Raw genomic sequence first — 19,958 nt, forward strand, 5'->3', positions numbered from 1 at the left:
AGTCCTCTCAACGGTTTTGTTCCGGATTCCACTGGCTGTAACGCTGTCCCCGCAAGAACTGCCACAGGCCGATGCTCATCCCGGCCAGGGTCACCAGCAAGAACGCGGCGAGGCGAAAGGGCTTGGGCAAGCGGTGCTGCACGTCCAGCAGCCCGGCGACGGCCACGGCGTAACCCAGCAATTGCGCCACCAGGCTCAGTTGATAGAACGAGTGTTCGTCCCACAGCCAGAAGTTGCTCAGCAGCAACGGCACCAGCAGGACCGGTGCCAGGCGGCGGATCAGTTTGTGGCTGATCAACGCCAGCGCATACAGGCCGTGGCGCAGCGGGTTAAGCAGTTCCCGGCGCTGGGCCAGGCTTTGCAAACCGCCGACGGTGACGCGCTGACGGCGCCGAAACTGCTTGTCGGCTTCATCCACGCCGTGGTCGATCACCTGGGCTTCGGGCACATAGACGATGCGTTTGAAGGCCACCGGCGCGCAGGTGCTGATGAAGAAGTCATCGTTGACCTCGGCCGGTACGCTTTGGAACAACTCGCGGCGCAGGGCGAGCAGGGCGCCGTCGGCGGAGACCATGCAACCGGTGCGATTCTCGACCCGGCGTACCCAGCCTTCGTAATGCCGATAGAGGCTGTCGCCGACGCTCAGGCCGGCGCCGGTCACCGGGATCACCATGTGCCCGGCGCAGGCGCCGACGTCGGGATCGGCCAGTGGTGCAAGCAGGTAACCGAGGGTCTCGCGGGACCATTGATTGTCGGCGTCGGTGAACACCAGAATCTCGCCGGTGCTCACGGCGACGCCGGCATTGAGGGTGGCGGCCTTGCCCTGGCGTGGCAGGTCGAGTACTTGGATGCGTGGGTCGATGACGTTGTGCGCGCAGGCCACGGTGTCATCGCTCGAACCGTCACTGGCCAGAATGATTTGCAAGGAGGCGGGCTGATAATCCTGGGCCAGCAGGGTACGCAGCTTGTGTTCGATGTGCCGCGCCTCGTTGTGTGCGGCGATCACGATGCTCACGTTCAGCGGTGGCGTCGCTTCCCGCCGCAGTGGCCGGAACAGCGGCGTCAACAGGGTCAGCAGTAACGGGTAGCCCAGCCAGGCGTACACCGGCAGTAACAGGCACAACCAGAAAATGAGTTCAGCCACGGGCAGGCCTCCTGGCATTCCAATGACACAGGCTGAGCACTAGCGCGGCGCCGGCCAGGTGTAGACGCAACCAGTGCAAGCCCCAGAGTTGCAGGGTCAAGCGAATATCGTGGTGCTTCAGACTCTGGCGCAGACTGAGGAACAGCGCCGGCAGCGACGTGACGAAGATCATCAGCAACGCGTGGTGCGGGAAGCCATTGAGCAGCGCCGAGATCGCCAGGAAATCCAGGAGCCAGACCACAATCGACAACAGTGGGAAACGCAACAGACGCAGGCTCATGCCGTGGGTGCGGAGCAATTGCAGGTGACTGCCCTGACGCCACATTTCCTTGCCCATCCACTCGCGCCAGCTGCGCTCGTAACCCCAATGCAGGGCGACCGTTTCGTTGACTGTCAGCAAGCGTGCGTCGGCTTCGCGCAAGCGCATGGTGAATTCCTTGTCTTCTCCGGTACGCAGATTTTCATCGAAGCCACCGACCTGTTCACACCAACTGCGACGCATCAGCAGATTGGAACTGGGCAGCCATTGCACCGGGTGCAGGGTGTGAGTGACGGGGCGCAAGGTGCGGCGTTGCCAGGCATCGGCAAACCAGGGCGCTTCGGCCGGGGTGTGCAGATCGAGGCCAAAGACGTCGGCGTGCTCGGCGGATTCGAGTTCGAACAGCAGCGTCAACCAGTCCTCGGGCATCTCGACATCGGCATCGATAAAGGCCAGCCATTCTCCGCTGGCGACGGCGGTCCCGCGATTGCGCAGGGCGCCGATCAACAGACCGGGCAACACCAGCACCTGAGCGCCGAACTGGCGGGCGATCTGCGGGCCCTGATCTTCGGAGCCGTTGTCGACCACGATCAGTTCGCATTCGATATCGGCGGCATCGGCGGCCCGTTGCGCAGCCAGCAACGTGCGGCCGATGTGCCGGGCTTCGTTGAACATCGGGATGACGATACTGATCCGACTCATGCCCTGACCTCCAGCAACGGCGCTTCTTCGGCCTGGGTGCGCAGCACGCTGCTGAGCGCGAGCATGATCCACACGTACTTCTGGTTCGGCGCGCTGAGGAACATCAGAAACAGCGTCAGCGACAGAAAACTGATGGACAGGTGCGTCAACAGGTCGGCCTGTTCCCAGTTGCGCCGCAGCATCCAGGCGCGGCGGGCGCGGATCAGGTTGTACAGGCCCAGCCCCAGCATGGCGACGAACAACAGGCCGGCGGGGATCCCCAGTTCGCTGAAAATCTCCAGATAGGTGTTATGGGCGCGGCGGTACAAGTCGCCGATCTTGCGGTTGGCGGAAAACGCGGCGGCGTAACCGCTGGGGGCGTAGTGCAGGGGGAACGTGCCGGGGCCGGAACCGAGCAGCGGATTCTCCCTGATCATCTGGCCACCGACCACGATGTACGAAGCGCGGCGGCCCAGGGATTCATCGTCATGGCCCTTGGCGCCGGCGCTGAGCACGCTCAGGGATTGAATGCGCGCGATGTAGCCCGCCGGCATCGCATAGATCGCCAGCGGAATGACGATGGCCGCGCCGAGCATGGCAAACCCCAGATGCCGGGGGCGGATACGCGGCAGTTGGGCGCGGTAGTGCAAGGTGCCGATGACCAGGCTCAGGAACAGCACCACCAGCCCCGAACGGGATTCGGTCTTGGTCATGCCGCCCAACAGCAACAGGCAGCAACCGCCCCAGAACAAACGGTGCAGCAGGTTCGGGCTGCGAAGCACCAGCAACAGAGCCATGGGCACGGCGAAGGCGATCAGCAGGGCGAAGGCGTTCGGGTCTTCCAGCAAGCCGGAGGCGCGGCCCTGATCCTGATACTTGGCGGAAAACATCGCCATCACGCACGTCACCGCCACGCTGAGGGTGACCAGCCGGGCGAACAGATCGAGGTTGAGTTCACGGCCAATCAGCAGGGTGATCACAAACAGAATCAGACCGACGCTCAGTTCCCGCAGGTGCCCGGCAGACATGCCGAGGTCGTCGCTGGTGATGAAACTGAGCCCGTACAGAATCAGAAACCAGATCAGGAAGCGCCAGATGTTGCTGCGCAGCCGTTCACCGGGCAGTTGATGAATTGCCAGTTGCAGCAGCAGGATCAGGATCAGCGAGACACCGAGGAATTTGCTGCCCGACAGCGCGTTGCCCTTGAAGAAACCTTCGAATGGCACCAGCGCGGTGATGCCCAGCAAGCCCCAGGTCGGCTTGCGGTACAGCACGGCAACGCCGACCAGGCCCAGCACCGCGCCCGGCGCCAGATACGGATAAGGACTGGCCAGCAGACCGAGACATGCCAGGCCGAGCAGGCTGACGATCGAGAGCGGAAAAATCATGCGCGTGCCTCCCGTGCCGTTTGGATGTACAGCTGCGACCAGCGTTCGGCCAGGGCCTTGAGGTCGTAGCGGTCACGTTGTGTACGTTTCGCGTTGTCGCTCAGTTCCCGGGCCATGGCCGGTTGCGTCAGCAGCGCGTCGATCTGCCGGGCGAGGGCGGCGCTGTCGGTGGGCGCGGCCAGCAAGCCGTTGACCCGGTCCTGCAGCACATCCGGAATGCCGCCGACGCTGAACGCCACCACTGGCACCCCGGCCTGCATCGCTTCGAGCAGGATCATCGGCGTGCCTTCGGTGCGCGAGCTGATCACCAGCGCATCGAGCTGTTGCCACCACGGCGCCATGTCGGTCTGATAGCCGGGCAGGGTGATGCGGCTATGCAAGCCTGCCGCCTCGATACGCGCCAGCAGGCCGTCGCGCTCTGGGCCGTCGCCGAGCATCACGGCATCCAGCTGCGGGTGCTGCTGGCACAGCGGGATCAAGGCATCGAGAAACAGGTCCGGGCCTTTTTCACTGCTCAACCGCCCGACAAAACCGGCCAGCCAGCGCGAAGTTTTGACGCTGGCACCCCTTTTAAAAACTGACAAAGCACCGGTGGCGAGCGAGCTTGCTCGCGCCGGGCCGCGAAGCGGACCCAAAGCCGGCCCCGCGTTCTGTCTGAAACCCTGCGCTGCTGTTGTTGGGGCTGCTGCGCAACCCAGCGGGAGCGAACTCCCTCGCCACGGTTTTGTGCCGCCGGTATCTGTGCTTTGTGCGGGCAGGCCGTTGGGGATCACTTGCAGCTTCTCGGCCTGCACACTGGCTGCGCGGTGCAGCACGGCAATGCTTTCGGCCACGCACACCACCCGATCCACCGAAGCGGTGCGGCACAGTTGCAGGCTCAGCCAAGTGTAGAAGCGTTGTTTGCGACTGCGCGGCGTGAAGCCGTGCTGGGTAATCACCAGTGGCAAACGCCACAGCGTCGCGCCGATCCAGCCAAACAGCAGGCCCTTGAAATTATGCGTATTGATCAGCGGATGGTCGGCGCGGCGCTGGCGCAAATGCCCCAGCAATGCCCCGAGGCTGGCGCAGCCCTGGCTATCAACACCGGCTGCGCGAAACCGTGCAATCAGTTCTGGCGGCGCATCGAGGAACAGCACCTGGTGCTGCCCCGGCGTCGCCAGGCAATGGTCCAGCAGCATCCGCTCAGCCCCATAGAAGCCGCCGCTGCCGAGCAAATGAATGATTGGCAGGGCGCTGGCAGGGCTGAGCGGCGCGTTCAATTGCGCACCCAATGCATGAAACTTGGCACGGTCCAGTTCTTGTACGGGTTGAGCGGTTGCGCGTTTTGATCGTTGATCACCAACAGCACCGGCAGGCCCAGCTCGTGGCTGATTTGCGCCGGGTGTTTGAAGCGGTGATCGAAGAACTCACGCACGTAGACCAGGGCAATCGCCAGCAGCAGGCCGGTGAACAGTCCGAATGGAATGATCAGCATGGGTTTGGGGAACGCCGGATCGGTTGGTTCATACGGTGGGCTGAGGATCCGGGCGTTGGACAGGTCGTTGTCCAGCGAACGGGTGGTGCTGCTTTCGGCAAAGCGTTGGGCGTAGGTGGAGAATGCCGCGTGCAACGCGTCGATCTCGGTGTCCATCTGCCGCAACTTGCTCTGGGTTTCCTGCAACTGGTGGATGCGATTCTTGAACGTGGCGATGCGCGCGGTTTTCTGATCGATCACCTGGCTGACCACTGCCAGGTCGTTGGTGCGCTCCTGAATCCGGTTATTGACGATTTTCAGGAATTGCTGACGGGTGCGACCGATTTGCTCGCGGGTCAGCAGCATGGGTTCACTGCTTGGCTGGAACACCGCCAGGTCGTTGTTGTAACGCGTCACCTGAGTGGTCAGCTCTTCGCCCAGCTGTTTGATTTCCCGGTCCTCGAACGCCACGTTGTCGACGGTGGTGGTGAAGGTGTAGGGGAAGGTGTAGTCGGTCAGCTTGTTGTTGGTGGCATTGGCCAGGGCGGTTTTCAGGTATTCGAGCCAGCGCTGGCTTTGCAGCAGCCGGTCCTGATACAGGTTCAGCGCCTGTTCCTCGGTGTTGATGGCGTTAAGCCGAAACGTGATCTCTTCCTTGGGATCGGAGGAGGCGACACTTTCCAGCAGCGTCAGGCGCGTGCCTTCGAGCCCGTCAAGGCGCACCTGGTATTGGTGCTTCTTGGTTTCGTAGAAACTCTGCGGCAGGTCAATGGATTGCAGGGCCTGACGACTGATCAGGTAGTTTTGCAGCAGCGCCGCGACAAACTCGGTGCCTTGATGCGGATTGCCAAAGCTGTAGATGATGGAGATCACGTTGGAGCCCGGCAGCGTCTCGACTTTCAGGCTGTCGATGGCCTGTTGGGTCAGCGCATCCAGCGCCGTGTCGCGCACCGGATCGGTTTCCAGTCCCAGCACCTTGCGCACCGGGTTGATCACGTATTCACGCAGCGGCGTGGTCACGAAACGCCGGAATGGCTGGGCCACCAGTGTGTAGAACACGCCGGGGCTGGGTGTGTACTCGCCCTTGTCCCGCAGCTCGCTGATGGTTTGGCGGATCAGCGCCGGTGAACGCAGGATATTGCTCTCGGTTTCCATGTCCGCCAGCGATGGCGGAATGAACGTGGCGTTGTCCACGGTCAGTGAGGTGGTGGCATCGCCCTGCGAGAGTTTCTTCGACTGGACGATCACCTGCGCGGTGATGTCGAAGCTCTGTTTGAGCACCAGCGGCAACAGCAGAACGATCACTGCAAAGACCAGGAACACGCGCTTCACCAATTGCTTGTTGGCGAAGAAGATCCTGAAGAACTCGTGCAGGTAGTTTTCCTTTGGATTCATGTCAGGTCACCCACGCATCAGTTGCTGCTGTTGTCGTTTTTGTTATCCAGGCGGTAGCTGAAACTCATGCCCACGCCTTGAAACAACACCACGTCCGCCAGTTGCCGGGCGAGTTCACCGGCGCTGGCCAGTTTGGTCTTGGGTACGTAGAGCATGTCGTCGGGTTGCAGGTAGGCGATTTGCGAGGCATCGCCCGCCAGGGCTTTTTCGACGTCGTAGTGCACCGCCTGTACCTGGTTGCCATTGCGCCGCATGATCACCACCGAATCGAGCCGCGCCTTGATGCTGGTGCCTCGGGCCAGGGTCAGCGCTTCCAGCACCGACACCGGACGGCGGATCGGGTACGAACCCGGCTGGCCGACTTCACCCAGCACATAGATTTCGTTGCCGGCGGTGGACTTGAGCATCACGTCCACGCTCATTTTTCCCGGCAGGCTGGCGTAGCGCTGGTTGAGGAAAGTCTCCAGCTGATTGATGGTCATGCCTTGCAGCGGCACCGCGCCGATTTCCGGGAAGCTGGCATAGCCGTCGTTGCCCACGGTGATCTCCCGGCTCATGCCGGTGGCCGGGTGGTTCAGCGCACTCTTGAGGTTCTGTTCATTGGTCAACGGGCTGATGACTTGCACGGTCAGCTGGTTGCGGTTGGGCTGGAACAGCTGTTTGCGCTGATAGGCGCGCTGGATTTCATCGCGCGCCTGATCACTGGTCAGCCCGGCGATTTTCACCGAAGTGTTGGCGCCCGGCAGGTTGATGGTGCCGTCAGGCAGCACCAGCTGATTGCCGTTGAGCTGGCTGGCGGCGGTGAAGTTCAGGCCGATCTGGTCACCGGATTGCACCCGGTACGCATCCGAGCCGCTGGTGCTGATGTGGAAGATCACGTCCAGCACGTCCTGGGGCCGCAGGGTCTGTTCGACCTTGGCCATGTCGGTGGCCTGGGCGTTGGCGGGCGTGGCGGTCATGATCTGCACCGGCATGCTGGAGGGGTTGTTGCTGGAGCAACCTGCAAGTGGCAACAGAAGCAGGACAAGCATTTTGGCGTTCATGGCGTCATCCTTTGGCAGTCACTTACAGGTTTTTGTAGAGCCACTTGGGCATGTAGTACTTGCGGCGATTGAACACGCTGCCTACCAGTTTTGCGCCGGCCTGGGTCAGGCGTTGCACGGCGGCCTGGCCGACTTCCCAGCGGGTATCTTCGGCGCGCACGACCATGATCACGCCGTCCACCTGGGTGCTCAGCACCAGGGTGTCGGCGGCCGAATACACGGCGTCGCCGTCGATCACCACAAAGCGGTACTGGCCGGCGAGTTGCGCCAGCAGTGGGCTCAGGCGCTCGGCGGTCAGGTGTTCGGCACCGCGAATGTGGCGGCCGTTGGGCAGGATGTGAAAGGGCAGGCTGGAGACCTGCACCACGCAGTCCTGCAACAGCGGCGGGTTATCGGCGTTGAACAGCAGGTCACGAAAACCGCGTTCCTTGGTCAAGCCCAACTGCTGACTGAGATTGGTCGCCGACTGGCTGGCGTCCACCAGCAACACCTGGCCGCTGCTCATTTGCGCCAGTTGGCTGGCCAGCGCCAGCGCGCTGGTGGTGGTGCCTGCACCGGGATTGGCGGCGGTCAGGAAGAGGGTCCGCAGACCTTGATCGAGCACGGTCGAAGTCAGATTGGACTCGCTCGGGTTGGCAATGGTCAGGCTTTTGGTCGATGAACCGTCCATTTAACTCGCTCCGTGGCCGCTGAATACTTTGAAGGGGGTTTTCAACAGGATCTTCAGATCAAGCAGCAGGCTCTGCTCGGCGATGTAGTTGAGGTCCAACTCAACGCGCTGGTCGAAGTCGATATTGCTGCGCCCGGAGATCTGCCACAGGCCGGTCATGCCGGGGTAGATGCTCAGGCGGGCAAGGTGATTGTCCTTGTAGCGGTAGGCGCTGAACGAGGTTGGCCGGGGGCCTACCAGGCGCATGTCACCGGTAAACACGTTGATCAGGTTGGGCAGCTCGTCGAGGCTGCTGCGCCGCAGGAAACCGCCAATGCGGGTGATGCGCGGGTCCTTGTCGATCTTGAAATCGATGGCGTCGGCGCCATGCTTGTTGAGGTGGCGCAGCGACTCCTTGAGCTCCTCGGCGTTGGCCACCATGGTGCGAAACTTGTACATGCCAAACGAACGGCCGCGATAGCCGGTGCGTTTTTGCACGAACAGAATCGGACCAGGGCTGGTGTATTTGATCGTCAGTGCCAGACCCAGCAGCAACGGCGAAACCAGCACCAGAATCATCAGCGCGCCGATGCACGCCACCACGCGGTTGGTGCGCGACAGCGTCCAGGGCCGGCCACCATCGCGCCCGGTGATCCAGCCGCGACCCTGCATGTGGATCGCGCTGTCGAGGCGCATTCGGTGCTCGGGGTCCAGACGATTGTCGCGTCGCAGATTGTTGAGCGGGACTCCTTTCTCATGACCAGTCATAGACTCCTCCGCTTTAACGCTGCCGCGTGCGAAGCCAGGGGGATCGGCAGCAGGTAGTAATCGCAGAACCAGGCGACGAAGCGGCGCAAGCCTTCATCGAGTTCAATGCGCGGGTGAAAGCCGGTGTCATCTTCCAGTTCATGCACATCGGCACAGGTGTTGAGCACGTCTCCAGGTTGCAGAGGCAGCAGCTCGACGTTGGCCTTGCGGCCCAGGTGCTTCTCCATCAGCGCCAGATAATCCTTGAGTTCCACCGGGTGCTCGCCACCGATGTTGTAGATGCGCCACGGCGCCATGCTGCTGGAGGCGTCCGGTTGTTCACGGTCCCAGTTGGGCGAGAGGTGCGGCGGGTGGTCGATCAGACGGGCAATGCTTTCGATGATGTCGTCGATGTAGGTGAAGTCGCGTTGATGCTGACCGTAGTTGAACAGCTTCAACGGACTGCCTTCGATGATCGCCTTGGCAAAGCGGATCGGCGACATGTCGGGCCGGCCCCACGGGCCGTACACGGTGAAAAAACGCAGACCGGTGCTGGGAATGCCGAACAGGTGGCTGTAACTGTGGGCCATCAATTCGTTGGCTTTTTTGGTCGCGGCGTACAGCGACAACGGGTGATTGACACCGTCGTGCGTCGAGTAGGGCGTGTGCTGGTTAGCGCCGTACACCGAACTGGACGAGGCGTAGATCAAGTGTTCCACCGGATGGTGCCGGCACGCTTCGAGGATGTTCAGGAAGCCGCAGAGGTTGCTGTCCAGATATGCCTTGGGATTGTCCAGCGAGTAACGTACCCCGGCTTGCGCCGCAAGGTTGATCACCACCTGCGGTTGTTCACGGGCAAACAAATGTTCGACGGCCGCAGCGTCGGCGAGGTCGATGGTGGCGAGGGGAAATTCACCGACCTGGTCCTGCACCCAGCGCACGCGATCGCGCTTGAGTTGCGGGTCGTAGTAGTCGTTGAAATTGTCCAGCCCGCAGACCCGATGCCCGTCGCGCAGCAGCCGCAATACGCAATGGGCACCAATGAACCCCGCCGCTCCGGTCACCAGGATATTCATGGGCGCAGTCCCTTCGACGCGGTGCCCATAGACCGCACGCGTTGTTCGATATTGGCCGGTGCTGCAGTTTGAATAAGGCCGACGTAGCCCATACCAAATACGTTCACGTCCATAGTGGCGTGCCTCGTAAGTCGGTGGAAAGATCGAATAGAGACTGTCAAAAGGGGTATAGCCCAGCCTTGGCAAACCGTGTCAGCAAAATGACATGTTGCACGGCTATAACACCGGGCTTTTTTCCGGCGATTGGCCATCAAGTACTTGGTGGGGCTGGATTTGCCGCGGTTTTGACGGGTTCCTGACAATTCCGAGAAAGCGATAAACGGTCGTAAGCCGCGAAATACAAGGGCTGCGGCGATTCGAGTGTGTCAGTTTTGAGTCAACGTTTTTTTGACGCTTAATCGAAAAAGCCGACATTTCTTGCGGTTTGATGGCCCGCTGCTAGTGTCAGAAAATGGCCGACAAACTATTGGCTCGACACCTTTTTGATCAGCATCGGAATCGCCATGATTCGCTACCTCAAAGAACTGTTGCTGGTCCTCTATCTGCTCAAGAATTACGACTATTACCTTGAGCGTCTGAACGCGATGGGCATCGGTTTTCCGATGCTGCTGTTCGGTGCGATGTTTGTGGCGCTGACCGTGGCGTTGTTCATGACCGCCTACATTCGTCAGACCTTGGTGCGCCATGTGTTTGCCTTGGCGATGTTCGTTTCGGCGGTGTTTTTTGATGTGTATACGCGGGTCACCGCCGACTACCTGACCTACAGCAGTTTTGTCTCACTGGTGTATTCCGGCGGGTTCATACAGGAAGCGGCTTATCAGTACCGCGCGCCGCTGATCAGTGGTCTGCTCAGCGGTGTGTTGCTGTTGTTGGGGATCGGGCTCAAGCCGCGTCGGCGTTGGCCGGTGCCAGGTGCATTGCTGATAGCGGCGCCGTTGCTGGGCGTGCTGTTGCTCAGCGCGGTGCTGTTTGTACGGGCCGGCGAGGGCGCCCGGGGCCTGCCGATCATGTACACGCCACTGGCTTACCTCAACCTGTTTGCCTATGAGTCATTGCACAACACGGTCGGCCCGCGCGAGCCGATCAAACTGGCGCGCATCGACACGCCCGTGGACCACGACATCGTGTTGATCATCGACGAGAGCATCTCCGGCAATTATCTGGACATCAACGCGCAGTACGGTGTGCACAGCCAGCTCAAGGAAGCGCGTCCGGGGGTGGCGATTTTCAACTACGGCTATGCGGCATCCATCGCCAATTGCAGTGCCGACACCAATGTCACCCTGCGTTACGGCGGCACTCGCGCCGACTACATGCGTATCAACACGACGATGCCGTCGATCTGGCAGTACGCAAAAAAGGCCGGGCTGCGCACCGTCTACATCGACGCCCAACGCACTGGCGGCAACCTGCAGAACCTGATGAGCGACACCGAGAAAAAGGACATCGACGAGTTTGTGCAATTCGACCAGACCAGCGTGCGTGACCGCGACATGGCGGCGGCCAGCAAGCTGATCGAACTGCTTGATGACGGCACCCCGGAGCTGGTGGTGATCAACAAGGTCGGCGCGCATTTTCCGGTGCACGACAAGTACCCGGATGCGTTTATGGCCTACCGTCCGACGTTACCCCGCGGGCAGTTTGTGGAAGTGGCGGACACCGGCAAGCGCGATGGTTTCAACGGCCAGCCGGATGACTGGGTGCTGTATCGCAATGCTTATAAAAACACCGTGCTGTGGAATGTCGGCGAGTTTTTTTCACGGATATTTGCCCAGGCCGACCTCAGTCATGCGCTGCTGATCTACACCTCGGATCATGGTCAGGATTTGCATGAACGTGGCAACCCTGGCCTCAACACGCACTGCGGTGGCGACCCGGTGGAGGAAGAAGGATTGGTGCCGCTGGTGGTGATTCAGGGCGATCAATTGCATACCCTGGACTGGCAACAGGCGCTGGCGCAGAACAAGGACCGCTCCAGTCACTACAACATCTTCCCGACTTTGCTGGAGCTGATGGGCTATGACGCGGCTACAGTCGAGGCGACCTACGGCAAACCGCTGAGCGTGCCGACGGTGGACGACTTCACCTTCAACTACCGCTTCAATGCGCGGCTGGGGGCCAAGCCTGCGTGGCGGCATATTGATCTGAAAACCATCGTGACGCCTGGTGAGGCGACGCCGAATGTGGTGGTTGAGCCGTGAGAGGTGGGTTGATTGTGCCGGCCTCTTCGCGGGCAAGCCCGGCTCCCACAGGGGATCTGTGGTGGGTAGGGAGTTTGCGGGCACTGCGGTTCAAAGGTGGGAGCGAGCTTCAGTGAATGAATGACGTGTACACGACACAAAACAGTGTGGGAGCCGGGCTTGCCCGCGAAAAGGTAGGCCCATTCAAAGCAACGGCAACAGACCCCCCACGTTCCTGAGGAAACCACTCAATCCAGCGCCACCACCCACACCGTATCCCCCGACGCATCACACACGTACAGCCGACTGCCATCGGCGCTGAATGCCGGGCCCTGCGGGTACTCGCCGGCCTGGAAGCGGCTGACCACCTGCCACGTTGCCGTGTCGATGATCGTCAGGCGCCGTTCACTCGCGCTGCAACAGCACGCCAGGTCGCCATGGGGGTTGATGATCAAACCATGGGGCAACGCCGGGGCGGGCAGCAGGTCGAGTACGTCGTAGCTTGTCAGATCGATCTTCGCCACGATGCCGTCGCTCGTTCGATATGGCAGATAGCCGACATCCTGTGCAGCAACGATAGCGATCTCTTCAAGGGGAGCGGGCAGTGACAGGGCCGTGGTGATTTCACCCGTGTCGGTGTCCAACACTTTCAGGGCGTGGTGAATGTAGTCGCAGTAGAACAGACGACCGTGCGCGGCAAGTACGGCAGCACTGGTAAATGATCCGGTTTCGATGCTGTCGATCATGCTGGCGCTCGCCGTGTCGATCACACAGATCCGGCATTTCGCCGGGCTGTTGGCGTTGACATAAACCCGCGTGCCCTCGGCGTTGATGGCCAGCGCATGTCCTTCGCCCGAGATGATTCTGCCAATGACCCGCCGCGCCGCAATATCGATCACCATCAGCAGCGGTTTGCCCAGCCCGGTCACATAACCACGGCGGCCTGACCGGTCGATGACCATGGCCAGTGGTTGAATCGGCAGGCGAATGACGGCAACTACTTGATGGGCCGTGGTGTCGATCACTGACAGCGTGCTGTCCAGCGCATTGCAGACCCAGACAGTTGAATCGCGGTCGGACAGCGCCAGGCTGTTCGGCTCGCAACCGACTTCGATGACGGCAATGACCACAGCCTTGCGCTGGCGTTTGCCGAGGATGTTCGACGGGTGACGGAAAGAGTTGCCTGGTGAGATTTTCACGAGCCGTGCGCCTTCTGTGCGCTACGCCATTGAACCAATGGATTGACCGTCCTCGGTATCAGCACTCCCTGTGAGGGTATTAGATACCTGCGCCCGACCGGCCGCTACTGTAAGAACTAACAGGTAGTCCGCTATCCTTGGTCCACACTCCTCAATCGGGTTTGCCCATGCTTCAGGTCCACGACGTCTTTAAAAGCTATGCTACCGCGCAAGGCCCATTGCCGGTGCTGCAAGGCATCGACCTGACCCTCAGACCCGGCAGCAGCCTGGCGTTGATGGGCGAGTCGGGCAGCGGTAAAAGCACGCTGTTGCACCTGATTGCCGGGCTGGACAAGGTCGATCACGGCAGCATCAGCAGCGGTGACTATCGCCTCGAACAGATGAACGAGGCTCAACTGGCGCACTGGCGGCGTACCGAAATCGGCCTGGTGTTCCAGCAGTTCAACCTGATCGGCAGCCTGCGGGTGGAAGACAATCTGGCGTTCCAGGCGCGGCTGGCCGGGCGTCACGACGCGCAGTGGCAGGCACATCTGGTACAGCGGCTGGGGCTGGCGGATTTGCTGCGGCGTTACCCGGAGCAGCTATCGGGCGGGCAGCAACAACGGGTCGCGTTGGGCCGCGCGCTGGCGTCGCAACCGAAACTGCTGCTGGCGGACGAGCCTACTGGCAGCCTCGATGAAGCCACCAGCGACGAGGTGCTCAAGCTGTTGCTGGAGTTGCTCGACGACAGCCCCACCACCTTGTTGATGGTCACTCACAGCCACCGGGTGGCGGCGCGACTGGCGCAAACGGTGACCTTGCACGGTGGCCGGCTGGCCGACGCGCAAGCACGCTGAAGTGCGAGTTTTTCGGCAAACCTTGCGGGCACTGCTCAGCCATTGGCGGCGGCACCCGGTGCAGTTTTTCAGTGTGCTGACCGGGTTGTGGCTGGCTACCAGTCTGCTGACCGGTGTGCAGGCGCTGAACAGCCAGGCGCGAGACAGCTACGCCAGGGCCAGCCAGATGATCGGCGGCGAGCCTCAGGCCAGCCTCGCGGCGCCCGGCGGCGGGGTATTTTCCCAGCAACTGTTTGTGGACCTGCGCAAGGCGGGTTGGCCGGTGTCCCCGGTGCTGGAGGGACGCCTGGTCCTCAAGGGCCATGAGGACCAGCGCTTGCAGTTGACGGGTATCGAGCCGGTGTCGTTGCCGGCGGGTGTCGCGGTAGCGGGGCAGGCCATGGCGATGGCGCGCATCGTCGATTTTTTCAGCCCGCCGGGGCGTACCTGGATTTCGCCGCAGACCTTGCAGGCTCTGGGTTTGCGCGAAGGCGATACGCCGCTTTCCGAGGGTGGAGAAACCTTGCCGCCCTTGCAGGCTCAGCGCGACATGGCCCCCGGTGTGCTGCTGGTGGACATCGGCTTTGCCCAGCAGTTGCTCGGCCTGCCGCAGCAACTGTCGCGCTTGCTGCTGCCCAAGGATTTCACCGCACCGTTGCCGGCTCCCTTCAAGCACCGGCTGCAACTCAAGACCGCAGGTGAAGAAAACAATCTGTCGCGTCTCACTGAAAGTTTTCACTTGAACCTCGATGCCCTGGGTTTTCTGTCGTTCGTGGTCGGCCTGTTCATCGTTCACGCCGCCATCGGCCTGGCGCTGGAGCAACGCCGAAGCTTGCTGCGAACGCTGCGCGCCTGCGGTGTCAGTGCTCGGATGTTGATCGCCGGACTTGCCGTCGAGTTGATGGGCCTGGCGTTGATCGGCGGGATCGCCGGGGTCGTCAGCGGTTACTGGCTGGCCAGCGTGTTGTTGCCGGACGTCGCTGCCAGCCTGCGCGGGTTGTATGGCGCGCAGGTGCCGGGGCAGTTGAGCCTCAGCCCGTGGTGGTGGTTCAGCGGCGTTGGCCTGAGCCTGCTCGGCGCCTTGCTGGCCGGTATCAACAGTCTGCTGCGGGCGGCACGCTTGCCATTGCTGGCCCTGGCCAACCCGCAAGCCTGGCATCAGGCCCATACCCGTTGGTTACGACGTCAGGGTTGGGTCGCCACGCTGGCGGCGGTGATCGCGGTTGTCGCGCTGCTTTTCGGCAACAGCCTGGCCAGCGGTTTTGTACTGATGGCGGCATTGTTGATCGGCGCGGCGCTGGCCTTGCCGGTACTGCTCAATACGTTGCTCAATCTGCTTCTGCGCCGCCGTCGCTCAGTGCTCGGTCAATGGTTTCTCGCCGATTGCCGGCAGCAGCTGCCGGCCCTGAGCCTGGCCTTGATGGCGCTGCTGTTGGCGCTGGCGGCGAACATCGGCGCCGGTAGCATGACCGCCGGTTTCCGCCAGACCTTCAGCGACTGGCTCGAGCAGCGCCTGACCGCCGAGCTGTACATCAATCCGCAAAACCCGTCCCAGGCCCGCGACATGCAAACCTGGCTGGCACAGCAGCCGCAGGTCCGCGCCGTGCTGCCCAACTGGCAGGTGTCGGTGCAGTTGCAGGGCTGGCCGGCGGACGTCTATGGCGTGATCGATCACCCAACGTATCGCCAGCACTGGCCGCTGCTGGAGTCCCTGGGTGCGAACCCCTGGGATCGCCTGGCCAAGGACGATGCGGTGATGCTCAGCGAACAGATGGCCCGCCGCCTGAAGGTGCATCTGGGCGATCACCTGACGATCCCTGCGCCGAACGGTCCATGGTCGCCGCGTATCGTCGGGATCTACGCCGACTACGGTAATCCCAAGGGCCATGTGCTGGTCAACGCCGAGCATTTGCTGCGAGGCTGGCCGGACTTGACGCCGAACCGGTTCAACTTGCGCATCGACCCGGCCCGGATCCCGGCTTTCCTGAAAATCCTGCAAACGCGCTTCACGCTGGACGACAGCCATATCGTCGATCAGGCCCGGCTCAAGGGCTGGTCGACCCAGGTGTTCGAACGTACCTTCGCCGCCACCGCCGCGCTCAACAGCCTGACCCTGGGCGTTGCCGGTGTGGCGTTGTTCATCAGCCTGCTGACCCAGAGCCAGAGCCGTCTCGGGCAGCTTGCACCGCTATGGGCGCTGGGCGTGACGCGGCGGCAATTGATGCTGCTCAACCTTGGCCAGACCTGGTTGCTGGCGGTGTTGACGCTGGTGCTGGCGTTGCCGTTGGGTATTGCGCTGGCCTGGTGCCTGGACGCGGTAATCAACGTTCAGGCATTCGGCTGGCGCCTGCCGTTGCGAGTGTTCCCGTGGCAGTTGGCGCAGTTGATGGGGCTGGCGTTGTTGGCGACGTTACTGGCGTCGGCCTGGCCGCTGTATTCGTTGTACCGCACGCAACCAGCGGACTTGCTGAGGACCTTTGCCCATGAAGATTAAGGTCGCCGTGCTGCTGTTGGCGTTGCTCAGTGGTTGCGACAACTCGGCGCCGGTGGAAAAGGGCTTCGCCGGGCTAGGCGGTGAGGCGTCGGCCTTCACGCCGGTGGTGCCGGGGCGGGTGTTCAGCTTTCCGGCCGATCACGGGCCGCATCAGGGTTTTCGCATCGAATGGTGGTATGTCACCGCCAACCTCAAGGACGATCAGGGCCGTGAGTTTGGCGTGCAGTGGACGTTGTTTCGCAGCGCCCTGAAAGCGGCGCCCGAGGTGGCGGGCTGGGGCAACCAGACAATCTGGCTCGGCCATGCCGCTGTCACTTCGGCGACGGCTCATCACGCCGCCGAGCGCTACGCTCGTGGCGGTGTGGGGCAGGCCGGGGCGAACACCGCGCCGTTCAATGCATGGATCGACGACTGGCGTTTCAGCAGCGAGGCGACTGACCCGTTGACGGATTTGCAGCTCAGCGCCCGTGACAAGCATTTCGGCTATCAACTGCGGCTGGTGTCGTCGCGTCCACTGGTGCTTCAGGGCGATAAAGGCTTCAGCCAGAAATCCGAGCAGGGGCAGGCGTCTTACTACTACAGCCAGCCATTTTTCCAGGCCAGTGGCACGCTTGAAATCGACGGCAAAGCCTACACGGTCAGCGGTCCGGCGTGGCTTGACCGCGAGTGGAGCAGCCAGCCATTGACCGCTGATCAAACCGGCTGGGACTGGTTCTCGCTGCACCTGAACAGCGGTGCGCAGGTGATGCTCTATCGCATGCGGCAAAAGGACGGCGCGCCGTACCTCACCGGCACCTGGATTGATGCGCAAGGCGGGACGCAATTGCTGCATGGCGATGATATTCGCCTGACGCCCGAGGACACCGCCGATGTCGCCGGGCGTTCAATGCCCGTGCGCTGGTCGATCCAGATACCGGGCAAGCACCTCGATATCACCACCACGGCGCTCAACCCCAAGGCCTGGATGGATTTGCGCATTCCGTATTGGGAAGGGCCGGTGCGGATCAGCGGCAGCCAGGGCGGGCAGGGGTATCTGGAGATGACCGGGTATTAAGATCAAAAGATCGCAGCCTGCGTCAGCTCCTACACTGACACGTACATCCGTAGTGGGTGGCCGCGATCTTTTGCTCTTGAAACCTGCCGGAACTCCCGCCGCCATCGGCCTCTCTACCCTAGGAACACCTCACAGGAGCCCGCCCATGAGTGACGACCTCAAACCGCCAGACCTTGCCACCTGGCAACGTCTGTATGACGACCGAGCCTACTGGCAACAATCCCCGGACGCCCACTACCTGGAACTGCAACGCGTGGCTGACGACTTGCTGGGGCAGGGCGCCATTGACCTCGACCAGTGGCAAGACCTCAAGGACAAGGCCGAGCAGATTCACCGTGAATCACCGGCCATCAACGTCGCCCAGGAAGTGGACGACCCGAAAGCCTGAAGGAGAAGAGCATGACATCCGCCTGCGAAGACAAACACCCGGACGAGCCCCGGCCACCCGGTGAAACCGAGCGCGACAATGATGCCCTGCGCCCCACCGACCCGACCCGTCGCAAGGACAGCGGCAAAGGCACCGACAGCGGCGAATCCACCGCGCAAGAAACTGCCAAGACTCCCTGAACAGCGTCTATGCTCATGGGCACGCGCGGCGAAGAACCTTGTTCCAGAGCCGCGTGCTGCCATTAATCACAGGGAATGTAATGCTTATGAAGCTCCACGCACTGGCTAAAGCCATCACCCTCGCCACGCTCCTTTCCTCCGCCAGCCTCAGCGCCTTTGCCGCTGATATTCCGCTGTCCGCTACCGTGGAAGCCGATCAGGTCGTGGCCAAAGTCCTGTCGGTCGATGCCGTCAAGCACCAGGTCGTGCTGCAAAATGCCGACGGCCGTCAGGTGCATATTCAACTGAGCGACCAAGCCAAGGACTTGGGCAACCTGAAAGTCGGCGATCAGGTGCAGGTCGATGTGACCCACTCCGTGGCCGCCTACCTCGACACCGATGTCGATAAAGGTCTGCCCGGCGCCACCGAACGTACCGGCGACATCCGCGCCACCAAAGACAACCCCAACCCGGGCGGAGAGGCTTATCGTCAGGTGCAGGTCGAGCTGAAAATCACCCACATCGACGTCAAGAAAAACCAGGTCACCTTCGAAAACCCGGCTGGCCAGTCGAAAGTCCTCAACGTCGAAAAGCCTGAAGTCCAGGCCAAGTTGAAGGATCTGAAAGTAGGACAGAGTGTTGTAGTGACCTACACCGACATTCTGAAAGTCACCAGCCAGCACGAAAGCTGAGTATTAGCTCTATATATAGTGATTACTCTTGTACAGCTTCTTGTATAAGAGTAATTGGCTTTAATGTTCTAGCTGGTGAGTTCTGGCGTTTTATCGGTTTGTAGTTCGATAAATATCGTGAGATGTTGTATCCATAAATACCTTGTTTATGTATACGGATATATTTTTGAACTTCCTTTAAAATGCCTCCCGTTCGCCCAGTGTCAAGGCTCTTTACCAGTGCAAGGATTGCCGAGGCCATTACACTGGGCGAACACCTTTTTGGTGTTACCGGTTGGATGTTGCAAGCAAAAAAATGGGCGACTGCAGAAGTCGCCCTTTTTTATTGGGCCCGTTTCAATATCGTCAAGCCAACGCCGCCCCTATGGTGAGGGGGGTTACCCCCGTTGGGTTGCGCAGCAGCCCCAAAACCAGCGCCCACGACCTGTCAGACACAACCAGGCCCCCCTGTGGGAGCGAGCTTGCTCGCGATGGCGTTGTGATGCCGTTGTCGCAAGCAGGCTCGCTTCCACAGGGGGTAGGTTCGGGTCAGAGTTCTAATTTTTTTAAAGCGCTGGTGACTGCTTCGTCCAATTCAGGCCAGCTTTTTGCGGTATCGATGAAAGCCGGGTGTTCCCAATCGTAGGCCATAATCAAGGAGATTCTAAATGAGCCACTCTCGCAAAACTCTGGATACCAGCCTATGTCAATAATCTGATCATGAGGGAAGGCGGCTTGGAATAGGTCTTCCTTGAGGTCGTCCACAATCAGCGCTATGTCAGTAAATTGGTTGAGGTGGGATATGTCATCAAGCGTGATCGTTCCACCTAGCGCAATTATTTTTTTCAATATTCATCTAGCTTTTCGCTTTCGTGAGCTTTCTAAAGGAGTCTTCGGAAATAGGATGGCCATGGATAGTGCCTGCGCTTAGTTCGATTCTCACGAATTGCGTTTCCTAACCATTGTTGGCGCCGATGGTCTTACCCATATCAATAACCTTCCAGGGCTTTCCATTAGTAACCTCCTGCCCGTTTTGAAATGCATGCCGTTCAAGTGCTTCTATATTTGTGCCAGGTAGATACTTTGCGGAACCACCATTGGCTGTTGATTTCACAATGTTTGGCCAGGGAGCTTTGGGCGCGACGTGCTTGTTACCGTGACTTA

General features: G+C 61.0%; 18 protein-coding genes. 7 read left to right on the plus strand and 11 right to left on the minus strand.

Features of this window, described 5'->3' with window-relative positions:
* Positions 1–7 precede the first annotated feature (7 nt).
* From POF45_RS27135 to POF45_RS27175, 9 genes are read right to left on the minus strand one after another with little or no spacing between them, the layout of a single operon-like run.
* Positions 8–1,144, minus strand: a complete 1,137-nt coding sequence (locus POF45_RS27135) for a glycosyltransferase (protein WP_282317170.1) — start codon at positions 1,142–1,144, stop codon at positions 8–10.
* On the minus strand, positions 1,137–2,105 hold the full coding sequence (locus POF45_RS27140; RefSeq protein ID WP_259501940.1) for a glycosyltransferase: 969 nt from the start codon (positions 2,103–2,105) through the stop codon (positions 1,137–1,139). The genes POF45_RS27135 and POF45_RS27140 overlap by 8 nt, the downstream gene beginning before the upstream one ends.
* A complete protein-coding gene (locus POF45_RS27145; RefSeq protein WP_282317171.1) occupies positions 2,102–3,472 on the minus strand; it encodes an O-antigen ligase family protein in 1,371 nt (456 codons plus the stop codon). Before POF45_RS27145 ends, POF45_RS27140 begins: the two co-directional genes overlap by 4 nt.
* Entirely contained in the window at positions 3,469–4,731 is a 1,263-nt protein-coding gene (locus POF45_RS27150; RefSeq protein WP_282317172.1) for a glycosyltransferase family 4 protein, read from the minus strand. The genes POF45_RS27145 and POF45_RS27150 overlap by 4 nt, the downstream gene beginning before the upstream one ends.
* Entirely contained in the window at positions 4,728–6,320 is a 1,593-nt protein-coding gene (locus tag POF45_RS27155) for a GumC family protein (RefSeq protein WP_259501946.1), read from the minus strand. The genes POF45_RS27150 and POF45_RS27155 overlap by 4 nt, the downstream gene beginning before the upstream one ends.
* 17 nt (positions 6,321–6,337) lie before the next feature.
* Complete coding sequence (locus tag POF45_RS27160; RefSeq protein WP_259501952.1) at positions 6,338–7,363, minus strand: polysaccharide biosynthesis/export family protein; 1,026 nt, start codon at positions 7,361–7,363, stop codon at positions 6,338–6,340.
* 22 nt (positions 7,364–7,385) lie between these two features.
* Positions 7,386–8,033 carry a CpsD/CapB family tyrosine-protein kinase gene (locus POF45_RS27165; protein ID WP_259501953.1) on the minus strand — a complete coding sequence of 216 codons (648 nt, stop codon included), beginning with the start codon at positions 8,031–8,033 and terminating at the stop codon, positions 7,386–7,388.
* The gene (locus POF45_RS27170) at positions 8,034–8,780 is read right to left on the minus strand and encodes a sugar transferase (protein ID WP_259501955.1); all 747 of its coding nucleotides are present in this window, start codon (positions 8,778–8,780) and stop codon (positions 8,034–8,036) included. It abuts the gene before it with no gap.
* A complete protein-coding gene (locus tag POF45_RS27175; RefSeq protein WP_259501957.1) occupies positions 8,777–9,835 on the minus strand; it encodes an NAD-dependent epimerase in 1,059 nt (352 codons plus the stop codon). The genes POF45_RS27170 and POF45_RS27175 overlap by 4 nt, the downstream gene beginning before the upstream one ends.
* Before the next feature lie 503 nt (positions 9,836–10,338).
* On the opposite strand from POF45_RS27175, the gene POF45_RS27180 reads away from it, so the two are divergent.
* Positions 10,339–12,036 carry a sulfatase-like hydrolase/transferase gene (locus tag POF45_RS27180; RefSeq protein WP_282317173.1) on the plus strand — a complete coding sequence of 566 codons (1,698 nt, stop codon included), beginning with the start codon at positions 10,339–10,341 and terminating at the stop codon, positions 12,034–12,036.
* Positions 12,037–12,263: 227 nt separating this feature from the next.
* Here the strand turns inward: POF45_RS27180 and POF45_RS27185 are convergent, their stop codons facing one another.
* Positions 12,264–13,214: a YncE family protein gene (locus POF45_RS27185; RefSeq protein WP_282317174.1), complete on the minus strand. Its 951-nt coding sequence runs from the start codon at positions 13,212–13,214 to the stop codon at positions 12,264–12,266.
* A 167-nt stretch (positions 13,215–13,381) separates the two neighbouring features.
* Between POF45_RS27185 and POF45_RS27190 the strand changes: the two genes are divergently transcribed.
* The 6 genes from POF45_RS27190 to POF45_RS27215 all read left to right on the plus strand — a co-directional run bounded on the left by POF45_RS27190 (position 13,382) and on the right by POF45_RS27215 (position 18,815).
* Complete coding sequence (locus POF45_RS27190) at positions 13,382–14,050, plus strand: ABC transporter ATP-binding protein (RefSeq protein WP_259501962.1); 669 nt, start codon at positions 13,382–13,384, stop codon at positions 14,048–14,050.
* Position 14,051: 1 nt separating this feature from the next.
* Positions 14,052–16,523 (plus strand): ABC transporter permease, encoded by a 2,472-nt coding sequence (locus tag POF45_RS27195; protein WP_282317464.1) that lies wholly within the window; start codon positions 14,052–14,054, stop codon positions 16,521–16,523.
* A complete protein-coding gene (locus POF45_RS27200) occupies positions 16,513–17,577 on the plus strand; it encodes a lipocalin-like domain-containing protein (RefSeq protein WP_282317175.1) in 1,065 nt (354 codons plus the stop codon). The genes POF45_RS27195 and POF45_RS27200 overlap by 11 nt, the downstream gene beginning before the upstream one ends.
* Positions 17,578–17,722: 145 nt before the next feature.
* Positions 17,723–17,965 carry a hypothetical protein gene (locus POF45_RS27205; RefSeq protein WP_259501965.1) on the plus strand — a complete coding sequence of 81 codons (243 nt, stop codon included), beginning with the start codon at positions 17,723–17,725 and terminating at the stop codon, positions 17,963–17,965.
* A gap of 11 nt (positions 17,966–17,976) precedes the next feature.
* Positions 17,977–18,144: a hypothetical protein gene (locus POF45_RS27210; protein ID WP_259501967.1), complete on the plus strand. Its 168-nt coding sequence runs from the start codon at positions 17,977–17,979 to the stop codon at positions 18,142–18,144.
* An 86-nt stretch (positions 18,145–18,230) separates the two neighbouring features.
* A complete protein-coding gene (locus tag POF45_RS27215) occupies positions 18,231–18,815 on the plus strand; it encodes a hypothetical protein (RefSeq protein WP_259501969.1) in 585 nt (194 codons plus the stop codon).
* Between the two features lie 528 nt (positions 18,816–19,343).
* Here the strand turns inward: POF45_RS27215 and POF45_RS27220 are convergent.
* A complete protein-coding gene (locus POF45_RS27220; RefSeq protein ID WP_259501971.1) occupies positions 19,344–19,643 on the minus strand; it encodes a hypothetical protein in 300 nt (99 codons plus the stop codon).
* Positions 19,644–19,958 lie beyond the last annotated feature (315 nt).

Source organism: Pseudomonas fungipugnans (genome assembly GCF_029955235.1).
GTDB classification, from domain to species: Bacteria; Pseudomonadota; Gammaproteobacteria; order Pseudomonadales; family Pseudomonadaceae; genus Aquipseudomonas; species Aquipseudomonas fungipugnans.

Excerpts from the sequence above, each read along its gene's own strand:
- POF45_RS27140 (WP_259501940.1), bottom strand. The coding sequence starts at position 2,105 with ATGAGTCGGATCAGTATCGTCATCCCGATGTTCAACGAAGCCCGGCAC.
- POF45_RS27145 (WP_282317171.1), bottom strand. The coding sequence starts at position 3,472 with ATGATTTTTCCGCTCTCGATCGTCAGCCTGCTCGGCCTGGCATGTCTC.
- POF45_RS27155 (WP_259501946.1), bottom strand. The coding sequence starts at position 6,320 with ATGAATCCAAAGGAAAACTACCTGCACGAGTTCTTCAGGATCTTCTTC.
- POF45_RS27160 (WP_259501952.1), bottom strand. The coding sequence starts at position 7,363 with ATGAACGCCAAAATGCTTGTCCTGCTTCTGTTGCCACTTGCAGGTTGC.
- POF45_RS27165 (WP_259501953.1), bottom strand. The coding sequence starts at position 8,033 with ATGGACGGTTCATCGACCAAAAGCCTGACCATTGCCAACCCGAGCGAG.
- POF45_RS27170 (WP_259501955.1), bottom strand. The coding sequence starts at position 8,780 with ATGACTGGTCATGAGAAAGGAGTCCCGCTCAACAATCTGCGACGCGAC.
- POF45_RS27175 (WP_259501957.1), bottom strand. The coding sequence starts at position 9,835 with ATGAATATCCTGGTGACCGGAGCGGCGGGGTTCATTGGTGCCCATTGC.
- POF45_RS27180 (WP_282317173.1), top strand. The coding sequence starts at position 10,339 with ATGATTCGCTACCTCAAAGAACTGTTGCTGGTCCTCTATCTGCTCAAG.
- POF45_RS27190 (WP_259501962.1), top strand. The coding sequence starts at position 13,382 with ATGCTTCAGGTCCACGACGTCTTTAAAAGCTATGCTACCGCGCAAGGC.
- POF45_RS27200 (WP_282317175.1), top strand. The coding sequence starts at position 16,513 with ATGAAGATTAAGGTCGCCGTGCTGCTGTTGGCGTTGCTCAGTGGTTGC.
- POF45_RS27205 (WP_259501965.1), top strand. The coding sequence starts at position 17,723 with ATGAGTGACGACCTCAAACCGCCAGACCTTGCCACCTGGCAACGTCTG.
- POF45_RS27210 (WP_259501967.1), top strand. The coding sequence starts at position 17,977 with ATGACATCCGCCTGCGAAGACAAACACCCGGACGAGCCCCGGCCACCC.
- POF45_RS27215 (WP_259501969.1), top strand. The coding sequence starts at position 18,231 with ATGAAGCTCCACGCACTGGCTAAAGCCATCACCCTCGCCACGCTCCTT.